9 protein-coding genes are annotated in these 12,249 nt (G+C 63.6%); 6 read left to right on the top strand and 3 right to left on the bottom strand.

Annotated features, from left to right (window positions below):
* Positions 1-121 precede the first annotated feature (121 nt).
* From NKI19_RS18700 to NKI19_RS18690, 3 genes are all read left to right on the top strand, one after another.
* Positions 122-1,045 (top strand): sulfite exporter TauE/SafE family protein, encoded by a 924-nt coding sequence (locus NKI19_RS18700; protein WP_023676949.1) that lies wholly within the window; start codon positions 122-124, stop codon positions 1,043-1,045.
* Entirely contained in the window at positions 1,045-1,836 is a 792-nt protein-coding gene (locus tag NKI19_RS18695; RefSeq protein WP_352464879.1) for a TIGR02186 family protein, read from the top strand. The genes NKI19_RS18700 and NKI19_RS18695 overlap by 1 nt, the downstream gene beginning before the upstream one ends.
* A gap of 106 nt (positions 1,837-1,942) precedes the next feature.
* Entirely contained in the window at positions 1,943-3,199 is a 1,257-nt protein-coding gene (locus tag NKI19_RS18690) for an Hsp70 family protein (protein ID WP_352488204.1), read from the top strand.
* 5 nt (positions 3,200-3,204) lie between these two features.
* Here NKI19_RS18690 and NKI19_RS18685 read toward each other — a convergent pair whose 3' ends face one another.
* Positions 3,205-4,107, bottom strand: coding sequence for a LysR substrate-binding domain-containing protein (locus tag NKI19_RS18685; protein ID WP_352488203.1), 903 nt, complete (start codon positions 4,105-4,107; stop codon positions 3,205-3,207).
* A gap of 281 nt (positions 4,108-4,388) precedes the next feature.
* Here NKI19_RS18685 and NKI19_RS18680 point away from each other — a divergent pair, with 281 nt between their 5' ends.
* Genes NKI19_RS18680 through NKI19_RS18670 form a run of 3 tightly spaced genes read left to right on the top strand, consistent with a single transcriptional unit; the run spans position 4,389 to position 8,996 of the window.
* The gene (locus NKI19_RS18680; protein WP_352488201.1) at positions 4,389-7,319 is read left to right on the top strand and encodes a molybdopterin oxidoreductase family protein; all 2,931 of its coding nucleotides are present in this window, start codon (positions 4,389-4,391) and stop codon (positions 7,317-7,319) included.
* Entirely contained in the window at positions 7,316-8,050 is a 735-nt protein-coding gene (locus NKI19_RS18675; protein ID WP_352488200.1) for a 4Fe-4S dicluster domain-containing protein, read from the top strand. The genes NKI19_RS18680 and NKI19_RS18675 overlap by 4 nt, the downstream gene beginning before the upstream one ends.
* Positions 8,051-8,060: 10 nt before the next feature.
* A complete protein-coding gene (locus NKI19_RS18670; RefSeq protein WP_352488198.1) occupies positions 8,061-8,996 on the top strand; it encodes a dimethyl sulfoxide reductase anchor subunit family protein in 936 nt (311 codons plus the stop codon).
* Positions 8,997-8,998: 2 nt separating this feature from the next.
* Here the strand turns inward: NKI19_RS18670 and pdeM are convergent, their stop codons facing one another.
* Together pdeM and NKI19_RS18660 are read right to left on the bottom strand one after the other, a co-directional pair.
* Positions 8,999-9,715, bottom strand: coding sequence for a ligase-associated DNA damage response endonuclease PdeM (gene pdeM, locus NKI19_RS18665; RefSeq protein ID WP_352488197.1), 717 nt, complete (start codon positions 9,713-9,715; stop codon positions 8,999-9,001).
* Positions 9,712-12,234, bottom strand: a complete 2,523-nt coding sequence (locus NKI19_RS18660) for a ligase-associated DNA damage response DEXH box helicase (RefSeq protein ID WP_352488196.1) — start codon at positions 12,232-12,234, stop codon at positions 9,712-9,714. The genes pdeM and NKI19_RS18660 overlap by 4 nt, the downstream gene beginning before the upstream one ends.
* Between the last annotated feature and the right edge of the window lie 15 nt (positions 12,235-12,249).

The raw sequence follows: 12,249 nt of genomic DNA, 5'->3' as shown, positions 1-12,249 counted from the left end.
TTCGGCGGCGCGGCGAAGTTTGACTTGACCGCCCGGCCGGCGCAAGAACGAAATAGTCTTTTGGCGCAAGATGCCCGCAACGGTTGCATTCGCCAGGAGGCAAACTGATCGAGACTGACGGGTGGGCATCTATCTCCCGATCGCGGAAATTTCCGTCAACATCTTCGTACTGCTGGCCATGGGTGCGGCGGTAGGTTTCCTGTCGGGCATGTTCGGCGTGGGCGGCGGCTTTCTCATTACGCCGCTGCTGATCTTCTACAACATACCGCCGGCAATCGCGGTCGCCACCGGCGCCAACCAGGTCATCGCTTCCTCCTTCTCCGGCGCCCTGTCGCACATGAAGCGCGGCACGCTCGACTTCAAGCTCGGCGGCGTGCTTTTAGCCGGCGGCATCGTCGGCTCGACCGGTGGTATCTATGTCTTTGCGCTCCTGCGCCGGCTCGGCCAGCTCGACCTGTTCATCTCGCTGCTCTACGTCGTGCTGCTCGGCACCGTCGGCGGACTGATGCTGGTCGAGAGTGTCAATGCACTGCGCGCCACTCGCAGCGGCGCCGCACCGGTATTGAAGAAATCCGGCCAGCACAACTGGATCCATCGTTTGCCGCTAAAGATGCGGTTCAGGGCCTCGAAGCTCTTCGTCAGCGTCATTCCGGTGCTTGGGCTAGGCGCGGCGATCGGCTTCCTGTCCTCGATCATGGGCGTCGGCGGCGGCTTCATCATGGTGCCGGCCCTGATCTACCTTTTGAAAGTGCCGACCAACGTCGTCATCGGCACCTCGCTGTTTCAGATCATCTTCACCTCGGCCTACACCACGCTGGTCCACGCCACCACCAATCAGACGGTCGACGTCATGCTCGCCTTCCTGTTGATGGCAGGCGGCGTCGCCGGCGCGCAATATGGCGCCAAGGCTGGTCAGAGGCTGCGGGGCGAGCAACTCAGGGCGCTGCTGGCGCTGCTGGTGCTGGCGGTAGCCATCCGGCTTGCCATCGATCTTTTCGTCACGCCGCCCAATCTCTATTCGCTGTCCGGCGTGGGCCTGAGCTGATGGCTGGCTTGAGGACGCTCGCGGCCGCCGCCTTGCTGTCGCTGCTGGCCATTGCGCCACCGGCGAAGGCGCAGACGCCATTAACCGAAAACATCCAGATCGGCCTTTCCACCGACAATGTCTCGATTACCGCCGGCTTTTCCGGCGCCGACCTGACCATCTTCGGCTCGCTGGAAAATGCGGATCCGCTTGTCGCGCGGCAAGGGCGCTACGACGTGATCGTCGTGCTGGAAGGCCCGGCCCGACCGGTCGTCGTGCGCCGCAAGGACCGGGTGCTCGGCGTCTGGGTCAATCTGGAGTCGGAGACCTTCAAAAACGTACCCGTCTCCTATTCGGTGGCGACGACGCGGCCGCTGCAGGACGTCACCGATCCGAACAGCTACAAGCAGCTGTCGCTTGGCGCCTCCAATCTCTATTTGCAGCCGGCCGACGCCGAGGACAGTCCGGCGACGATCGAGGAGTTCACCGCCGCGCTGCGCGAACGCAAGGCGGCGACAGGCCTCTACAGCGAGAATGTCGGCGGCGTGCAGTTCCTGTCGCAGAACCTGTTCCGCGCCACCGTCAGGCTCGCCCCAAACGTTCCGGTCGGCACCCACAAGGCCCGCGCCTTCCTGTTCAAGAGCGGCCTGTTCATCAAGGAAAGCTCCGCCCAGCTCGAAATCCGCAAGTCCGGTTTCGAACAGTCGATCTTCCGTGTCGCGCACGACTATTCCTTCCTCTACGGTGTCTTTGCCGTTTCGCTGGCCATGCTGACCGGCTGGCTCGGAAGACTGGTCTTCAGGAAAGACTGAACTCGTAAAAGTGGTTTCCCTTTCCGAGGGTATGGGTTAGACCGCGACCCCCGGCCCGACCGGACACGAGCTGCTGCTCCCCAAATCAGAAATACAGGAACGCACGATGCGACCAGCATTTGCCGGGATCGACTTCGGCACTTCAAATTCCACCGTGAGCGTGGTCAGGAACGGGCAGCCGCGGCTGGTGGCGTTGGAAGACGGCCAGGTCACGCTGCCCAGTGCGGTGTTTTTCAATTTCGAGGACAACCGCACCTATTTCGGGCGACGCGCCATCGCCAACTATACGGACAGTATCGAAGGCCGCCTGATGCGCTCGCTGAAGAGCGTGCTCGGCAGCTCGCTCGCTCACGAAAAGACGCGCGTCAAGGCGCGCTCGATCGGCTTCATGGAAATTGTCGGCCTATTTGTCGGCCACTTGAAAAAGAAGCTCGAAGAAAACGCCTTCGACACCGTCGAAAGCGTCGTGCTCGGACGGCCGGTGCAGTTCGTCGACGACGACGCCGGGGCCGACGCCGAGGCCGAGCACGAACTCGAAAACGCCGCTCGCGCCCAAGGCTTCAAGCACATCGCCTTCCAATTCGAGCCGATCGCAGCGGCACTCGATTACGAACAGAAGGTGACGCGCGAGGAACTGGCGCTGATCGTGGACATGGGCGGCGGCACGTCCGATTTCTCGATCGTGCGGGTCTCGCCCGAGCGCGCCCGCTCGCTCGACCGCAAAGACGACATCCTGGCCAGCCGCGGCATCCACATCGGCGGCACCGACTTCGACCGGCTGCTGAGCATCGCCCATGTGATGCCGCAGCTCGGCTATTTGACGCCAACCAAGGACGGCAAGCGCAATCTGCCGGCGAGCTACTTCATCGACCTGGCGACATGGCAGCGCATCAACCTGGTCTACACCGCAAGGGCGATGACGCATCTGCGCCAGATCCGCTACGAGGCGGAGCGCGCAGACCTGGTCGAGCGCTTCATCCACATCGTCGAGCATCGTTACGGCCACGCGCTGGCGGCGCTGGTCGAAAGGGCCAAGATCGAGCTGACGGACCGATCGTCGGCCAATATCGAGGTCGCGCTACCGGAGGTGAGATTCATGGCAGAGATCACGCGCGAAGGTCTCGAAGCCACTATCGCTCGGGATATTGAGCGCGTTGCAGCTACCGTCGAGCAGACCGTCCGCGACGCGCAGGTGAAGTCCTCCGACATCACGGCGGTGTTCCTGACCGGCGGATCGACCGCGATCCCGCTGGCCAGGCAGCAGATCCTGGCTCTGGTGCCGCAGGCGTCGGTAATCGAAGGCGACGTGTTCGGCTCGGTCGGGCTTGGGCTGGCGCTCGACGCGCAGCGGAAGTTCGGCTGATCGGCTTAAAGCGGCGTGGCTCTCTCAGCTTTGCCGCCGAGATGCGCCTTGAGCGCTATCTGGGCCAGGCTTGGCTGCCGGTCGCGATGCGTGATCATGGCAAATTCGCGTTTCGGCAGATCGATCGGCACGGAACGCAGGCTGCCTTCGGCGACCGCGCGCGCGACGACGAGTTCCGAAATGATGCTGGCGCCGGCGCCGGCCTCGACCGCCTGGCGAATAGCCTCATTGCTCGGCAATACCAGGAATATCTGCAGGTCCGCGAACGAAATCCCGTCGCGTCGGGCAAGGTCCTCCAGCGCCTCGCGCGTGCCCGACCCGCCTTCGCGAATGATCCAGCGAAGCCCGCCAAGGTCGGGATGTCGAGGCGAAACTTCCGCGATCTCAGGGTGCGAGCGCGCCACGACCAGCATCATGCGATCGATATCGACCTTGGCACGCCGCAAAATGTCGGATTCGGTGCGCCCCTCGACCAGGCCAAAATCGGCTGCGCCATCAAGTACATTGGTCTCGACCTGCCTGGTGTTGCCAATGTTCACGCTCAGCCTGACGGCAGGATAGGCTTCGTGGAAAGAGGCAAGCCGGCGCGGCAGCCAATAGCTGGCGATGGTCTGGCTGGCAGCGATCGAGAGACTGCCTGATATCGTCTGCGAGACATGCTCCAGCACATTGTGGGCGGCCGCAGCCCGCTCGAGGACCGCCTTGGCCTCGGGCAAGAATCGGCGTCCGGTCTCGGCGAGCTCGATATTGCGGCCCACTCGGTTGAACAACTGGACGCCGTGCTGCTGTTCGAGCGAGCGGATCGCGGCGGACGCGGCCGACTGTGAAATGCCTAACAAGTCGGCCGCTTTGGTCATGTGCGCCCGTTCGGCGACGGCGACGAAGATCCGCAATTGGTCCAGAGTCATGCCGGCATTAAGAAGCACATCCGATTGGAATTACAAGAGCAAGTTGTTAGACAGATTGATTGCTTTGTTCTAAATTTTGGCTCGAAATTGGAAAAAAGTCGCGCCAGAACAGTCGAGGGTAGAAATTTGGTGAGGCTGTTCAAATCCGTGTTCACGCACTGGTCCCGCAGCCTGCGGTGGCGGCTCGTCGGTGAACGCTATCGTCCGGAACAGCATTATATGCGCGGCCCAGGTCCGAAGACGAGAGCCAAGGCCGCCGAACGCAAAAACATCGCCGGATCATGACCAACAGACCGCTGCGCGGCGCCAACTCAGCACCATCCCAACGGCCGCTTGCCGATACGCGCGCGCCCGCTGAAGGCGACGGCGTCGATACTTCGCCTGATGTCTCCGACAGCATCGCCAAGACCACCTGCTATATGTGCGCCTGCCGCTGCGGCATCGACGTCCATATCAAGGACGGCAAGGTCCGCTACATCAACGGCAACAAGGATCACCCGGTCAACCGCGGTGTGCTGTGCGGCAAGGGCAGCGCCGGCATCATGCAGCATTACAGCCCGGCCCGGCTGAAGAAGCCGTTACTGCGCACCGGTCCGCGCGGCTCGGGTGAGTTCCGCGAAATCGAGTGGGAGGAAGCCTTGTCGATCGCGACAGAACGGCTTTCGAACATCCGTCGAACCGATCCGAAGAAACTCGCCTTCTTCACCGGGCGCGACCAGTCGCAATCGCTGACCGGCTGGTGGGCGAGCCAGTTCGGCACGCCGAACTTTGCCGCCCATGGCGGCTTCTGCTCGGTCAATATGGCGGCCGGCGGTCTCTACACGATTGGCGGCTCGTTCTGGGAGTTCGGCGAACCCGATTGGGACAACACCAAATATTTCATGCTGTTCGGGGTTGCCGAGGATCATGATTCCAATCCGATCAAGATCGGCCTCGGCAAGCTCAAGGCGCGCGGCGCCAAGGTGGTCTCGATCAACCCCTGCCGCACCGGCTACAACGCGATTGCCGACGACTGGGTCGGCATCCGGCCCGGCACCGACGGCCTGTTCGTATTCGCCCTCATCCATGAATTGCTGAAGGCTGGCCGCGTCGATCTCGAGTACCTCTTGCGCTACACCAACGCCCACATCCTGGTCGTTCAGGAGCCTGGAGCTGTCGATGACGGGCTGTTCATGCGCAATAGCGACGGCAATCCGCTGGCTTGGGACAGGGTGGCGGAGATGCCTGTCGATGCCAGCGATGCCGACGCGAAGCCCGCATTGACCGGCGGCTTTCTCGTCGACGGCCGCCGTTGCGTGCCGGTCTTCCAACTCGTCGCCGACCGCTATCTGGATGAGAGCTATTCACCGGACGCCGTCGCTGACCGGTGCGGCATCTCCGCCGACACCATCCGACGCATCGCCGCAGAACTCGCTCATGTCGCCTTCGAACAGCAAATCGAATTGCCGGTGGCCTGGACGGACTGGGCCGGCCGCCGGCACGAGACCATCAAGGGCCGGCCGGTGTCGATGCATGCGATGCGCGGCATCTCGGCCCATTCGAACGGTTTTCACTCTTGCCGCGCCATTCATCTGCTTCAGGTGCTTCTCGGCACGGTGGACGTGCCGGGCGGCTTCCGTTTCAAGCCTCCCTATCCGCGGTCCGCGCCGCCGGGCCCCAAACCAGCCGGCAAGAATGTGAAGCCAATGACGGCGCTCGAGGGCATGCCGCTCGGCTTCGTCTGCGGACCGGAGGACCTGCTGGTCGATGAAGGCGGCAAGCCCATTCGTATCGACAAGGCCTACTCCTGGGACGCGCCGCTTGCAGCACACGGCCTCATGCACACGGTCATCCGTAACGCCTGGGCCGGCGATCCCTACACGATCGACACACTATTCATGTACATGTCGAACATGGCCTGGAACTCGTCGATGAACACGGTCGAGACGATGGCGATGCTGACCGATGTGGATGCATCGGGTGAGTACAAGATCCCGTTCATCATCTATTCCGACGCTTATTATTCAGAGACCGTGCCTTTTGCCGATCTGGTGCTGCCGGATACGACCTATCTCGAGCGTCATGACTGTATCAGTCTGCTCGACCGGCCGATCAGCCACGCCGACGGGCCGGGCGACGCCATCCGCCATCCCGTGGTCGAGCCGGACCGCGACGTCAGGCCGTTCCAGTCGGTGCTGATCGAGCTCGGCGCGCGGCTCGGCCTACCCGGTTTCGTCGACGACGATGGCGCCGCCAAATATCGCGACTATGCCGACTACATCGTCAATCACGAGCGCACGCCAGGTGTCGGTCCGCTCGCCGGCTGGCGCGGAAAGGACGGGACCTCGGTCGGCAAGGGCGAGGTCAATCCCGACCAGTTGCAGCGCTACATCGATAATGGCGGCTTCTGGCACCAGGATTTCGCCGCCGATCAGCGCTACTACAAAATGGCCAACCGCTCGTATCTCGAATTCGCCGAGAGCATGGGCTTCATCCCGAAGGCCGAGCCGATCGTGTTCCAGCTCTATTCCGAGCCGATGCAGCGCTTTCGCCTCGCGGCGCGCGGCCATGGCGGGGTGCTGCCGCCGAAGGCAGAGCGCAGCCGCATCGAGACCTATATGGATCCGCTGCCGTTCTGGTACGCGCCCTTCGAAGAGGCTGCGGTCGATAGCCAAGCCTATCCGCTGCACGCGCTGACGCAGCGGCCGATGCACATGTACCATTCCTGGGGCGGGCAGAACGCCTGGTTGAGACAGATCACCAGCCAGAATCGGCTGTTCGTGCACCAGCGGACCGCCGCCGGCCTCAGGCTTGTCGATGACGACTGGGTGTGGATCGAGAGCATCAACGGCAAAGTCAAGGGGCAGATCAGGCTGATCGACGGCGTCAACGCCGATACGGTGTGGACCTGGAACGCCATCGGCAAACGGCGCGGCAGCTGGGGGCTCAAGGATGACGCGGCCGAATCCAATCGCGGCTTCCTGCTCAACCACATCATCGGCGACCAGACCTCCGCCGATACCAGCGGCAAACGCTATTCGAATTCCGATCCGGTGACCGGCCAAGCGGCGTGGTTCGACCTGCGCGTGCGCATCGTCAAATGCGCGCCCGAAGAAGCTGGCTTCACCGAACCGCAGTTCGAGCGGTTCCGGCAGCCGCCGGGCTTCGAGCCCTCGCCCGACAAACTCAGTTTCGGCGCCGAATTTCGCCGGGAAAGAGAAGCTGCCGAATGACCTGCCTTCCCGCCCATACCGACAAGAAGCTCGGCCTTGTCATCGATCTCGACACCTGCGTCGGCTGCCAGGCCTGCGTTACCGCCTGCAAGGAATGGAACACCGGCGGCCATATGGCGCCGCTAACCGACATCGACCCCTATGGCGGCAATGCCGACGGCGTCTGGTTCAACCGCGTGCACAGTTATGAGCACATGACGGAGATGGGCGGACGCACGGTGAACTTCCCGCGCTCCTGCCTGCACTGCGAGACACCGGCGTGCGTCACGGTCTGCCCGACCGGCGCCTCCTACAAACGGGCGTCGGACGGCATCGTGCTGGTCGACGAGGACAAGTGCATCGGCTGTAAATTGTGCAGCTGGGCCTGTCCCTACGGAGCGCGCGAATTCGACACCGATGTTGGCGTGATGAAGAAATGCACGTTGTGCGTCGACCGCATCTACAACGACAATCTGGCGGAAGAAGATCGTGTGCCGGCCTGCGTCGCCGCCTGTCCGACCAGCGCGCGGCATTTCGGCGATCTGGGCGATCCGGAATCGGCTATCTCACAATTGGTGGCCGAGCGCGGTGGCGTCGACCTGATGCCGGAGATGGGCTACAAGCCGACCAACAAATATCTGCCGCCACGTGCCCACACCTCTCGCGCCGCATTGGTGCCCGCCCCGGCCTTAGAAGCGGTGCGTGCAGAAGGCGGCTTCCTCGGCTGGATAGACCGCATGCTTTCGAACTGACCTGCGTCTCATGCATCCAGCATTCTCGGTCGTCTTTTTCACCACCGCCACGGGCGCCGGCTACGGACTGCTCGCGCTGCTTGGCGTGCTAGCCGGACAGGGCTTTATCCCGCCCGATTTCTGGCTCGGCCTCATCGGCATGGGACTGGCGCTTGGCCTGATCTCGGCCGGCCTGCTGTCGTCGGCCGGCCATCTCGGCCGGCCCGAACGCGCCTGGCGTGCCTTCTCGCAATGGCGAAGCTCATGGCTGTCGCGCGAAGGCGTGGCGTCCGTCGTCACCTTCGTGCCGGCGGGACTGTTCGGCATCGGCTGGGTGGTCCTCGGCCGTACGAGCGGCTGGGTGGCTGTCGCCGGGCTGCTCGCTGCCATCGGCGCGGCCGCCACCGTCTGCACCACCGGCATGATCTACGCGTCGTTGAAGCCTATCGCCCAATGGCACAGCCGCTTCACCCTGCCCGGCTATCTGATCTTTTCGGCGATGACCGGCAGCGTACTGCTCAACGCCCTGCTGCAGGGATTTGCCGCAGGCTCGAGTGCGCTTCTGGTGGCTGCCCTGTTGCTGACTGCGCTCGGCTGGGGTTTGAAGCTGGCGACCTGGCGATACAATGACAGGCTGGAGATCCCGACCAATGCCAACACCGCAACCGGGCTCGCCGGCGGCACGGTGCGGTCGATCGAGTGGCCGCATACGGAAGAAAACTATCTGCTCAAGGAAATGGGTTTTCGGATCGCGCGCAAGCACAGCACTAAACTCCGCCAGATCACGCAGGTGCTGGCCTTTGCTTTGCCCGCGTTGCTGCTGGTCGCGGCGTTCGCCTTGCCGTGGCCCTATGCGGCAGCACTGTCGATACTCGCCGCAATCGCCCAACTCGCCGGAATGCTGGTCGAGCGCTGGCTGTTCTTCGCCGAGGCCAAGCACACCGTCACTTTGTACTACGGCAGGTAGGTTTAGCCCGGCCTGAGCATCGCGTGCGAAATCGCGAAGATGCGTTCGGCGCCAAGCATGTAGGCCATCAGCGTTTCGCGCTTGAACAGTCCCAGATAGGCGCGATCGAGCACGTTGAGCGAGCCGGTATAGGCGCCGAAAGCCGGCATGATCATGCGGCCGCCATCGCCGGCAAAGCAGCGCCGCCGCACGGAGCGGCCTTGCTGCACGATGCGGGCGCAAGGGTGCAGGTGGCCTGATATCTCGCCTTCCACTCTCACCGCCGAAGGCTCGTGCCGGAAGAGTAGTGAGCCTATGGCCAGCTCGCGCACGGTCTCGCCGGGCAGGTCGGCCGGTGCTTCAGGATCATGGTTCCCGGCGACCCAGAACCAGTCGCGCCCGACCATCAGCCCTTCCAGCCTTTCGCGAAAGCTCGCGTGCATACGCGCTGCGCCGCCGCCATCGTGAAAACTGTCGCCCAGGCTGATGACGATCGCGGGCTGATAATCGGCGATCACCGCCTGCAGCCGCAGCAGCGTCGCGCCGGTGTCGTAAGGTGGTACCAGCGTGCCGCGCCTGGCCAGTGATGAGCCTTTTTCCAGATGCAGGTCGGATACCGCCAGAAGCCGGAATTCGGGAAAATAGAGCACGCCGCGACAGTCGCAGATCGCGCGTTCGCCGGCGATACGGACAGCGCCCGCATCCGCCAGAGGCGCAGCCATGGCGAGCGCGACAGTCATTTCGTCCCCATGGCCTCCTCGACCAGCGTGGCTGCATCCATCAGCAGCGTGTCATCGGCCTCGCCGTGCACCGGCATTTTGCCGATCTCGAGCATGATCGGCACGGCGAGCGGCGATATCTGCTCGAGGTTCTTATGCATGATTCGACCTTGGACGCGCGAGAGCATCTCGGCAAGTCTGCTGACATCCAAGAGACCGGTCGCGGCATCGGCCCGCGTCGCCTGCAAAAGGATATGGTCGGGCTCGTGGCTGCGCAGCACGTCGTAGATGAGATCCGTCGACACGGTTACCTGGCGGCCGCTCTTCTCCTGCCCCGGGTGGCGTTTCTCGATCAACCCCGAGATCAGCGCGCAATTGCGAAAGGTGCGCTTCAAGAGCCAACTGCCGGCGAGCCAGGCTTCGAGGTCGTCGCCCAGCATGTCCTGATCGAATAGCTGAGCCAGCGACGGTTTCTTCGCCCTGAACATATGGCCCATATCGGCCAGCGACCATATGGCAAGCGCATAGTCGGTGGCGACGAAGCCGAGCGGCTTGGCTCCCGCCCTGTCGAGGCGGCGGGTGAGCAGCATGCCGAGCGTCTGGTGCGCCAGCCTGCCCTCGAATGGATAGGCCACCAGATAGTAGCGGTTGCCACGCGGAAAGGTCTCGATCAGCAGATCGTCGCGTTTCGGCAGTACCGACTTGTCGGCCTGGAAGCGCAGCCAGTCTGCGACCTGCTCCGGCAACTTCTTCCAGCGCTGCGGATCGTCCAGCATGGCGCGGACCTGTTCGGCCAGGTACGTCGAAAGCGGGAATTTGCCACCACCGTAATACGGCACCTTGGCGTCGCTGCCGGGCGCGTTCGAGACGAAGCACTCATTCTCGCGGATGCCTTCGAAACGCAGCACCTTGCCAGCGAACATGAAGGTATCGCCGTGCGTCAGCGTCTCGAGGAAGGCCTCCTCAATCTTGCCCAGAACCCGGCCGCCACGCGAAGCCGCGCCTCTGCTGCCAGCCTGCACGTAGCGGACGTTGAGCGCCGGCACTTCGATGATGGTGCCTACATTCAGCCGGTATTGCTGGGCGACGCGAGGATTTGAGACCCGCCACAGCGCATCCTTGTTGAGACGAATACGGGCGTAGCGTTCGTAGTTCTTCAGCGCATAGCCGCCAGTGGCGACGAAATCGACGACGCGATCGAATGTCGGCCGGTCGAGATCCGCATAGGGTGCTGCCGTCCGCACTTCCTCGAACAGCGCATCGGCATGGAACGGCGCACCGCAGGCACAGCCCAGCACGTGCTGCGCCAGCACATCGAGACCGCCATTGACCAGCGGCGGCGTATCCTGGGCACCGAGATAATTGGCGTCGAGCGCCGCCCTGCATTCCAGCACCTCGAAGCGGTTGGCCGGAATCAGGATCGCCTTGGACGGCTCGTCCATACGGTGGTTGGCGCGGCCGATGCGCTGCGCCAGCCGGCTGGCACCTTTCGGCGCGCCAACATGGACGACCAGGTCGACATCGCCCCAGTCGATGCCGAGGTCGAGCGTCGAGGTGGCGACGATGGCGCGCAGGGCGTTTTCGCCCATCGCTTTCTCCACGCGCCGACGCTGGGCGACATCGAGCGAGCCGTGATGCAGCGCGATCGGCAAGGTGTCCTCGTTGACCCGCCACAACTCCTGGAACAGCAACTCCGCCTGGCTGCGCGTATTGACGAACAGCAGGGTTGTCTTGTGACGCTTGATCTCGTTGTATATCTCCGGCGTTGCGTAGCGGGCCGAATGTCCCGCCCACGGCACGCGCTCCTCCGAATCGAGAATGGAGATCTCGGGCTTGGCGCCGCCAGTGACGATGATCAGTTCGGCCATCGGCCCCGGTGGATTCTGGCTGACCAGCCAGCGCCGCAATTCGTCGGGCTCGGCGACCGTCGCCGACAGGCCTATCGTCTGCAGGGCGGGCACAAACGAGCGCAGCCGGGCCAGCCCGAGCGACAGGAGATGCCCGCGCTTCGAGGTCACCAGCGAATGCAATTCGTCGAGCACGACATAGCGCAGGTCCTCGAAGAAGCGCCTGGCATCGGGCGCGGCAATCAGCAGCGCCAATTGCTCGGGCGTGGTCAGGAGAATGTCGGGCGGTGCCAGCTTCTGCCGCTGGCGCTTGTGTGCGGGCGTGTCACCGGTGCGCGTCTCGACGGTGACCGGCAGCCCGATTTCTTCGACGGGTTTGCCGAGATTGCGCTCGATGTCGACGGCCAGCGCCTTCAGCGGCGAGATGTAGAGTGTGTGGATGCCTCGGTGCGCCTGCCCCGGCCTTCTCCTCGGTCGGCCAGCCAGTTCGGTCAGCGATGGCAAGAACCCGGCCAGCGTCTTGCCGGCGCCGGTCGGCGCGATCAGCAATACCGACTGCCCGCCCTGTGCCTTGGCCAGCAAATCGATCTGGTGGGCGCGCGGCGACCAGCCCTTTTCCGCAAACCATTTGACGAATGGCTCGGGCAGGACGACGGCGGCATTCTGTTCGGCAAGGCGCGGCTGCTCTGTCACGCGCCAGAGGTAGCG

This window comes from Mesorhizobium sp. M0751, assembly GCF_040320265.1.
GTDB lineage: Bacteria > Pseudomonadota > Alphaproteobacteria > Rhizobiales > Rhizobiaceae > Mesorhizobium.
This window is presented reverse-complemented; position numbering and strand designations above follow the sequence as displayed.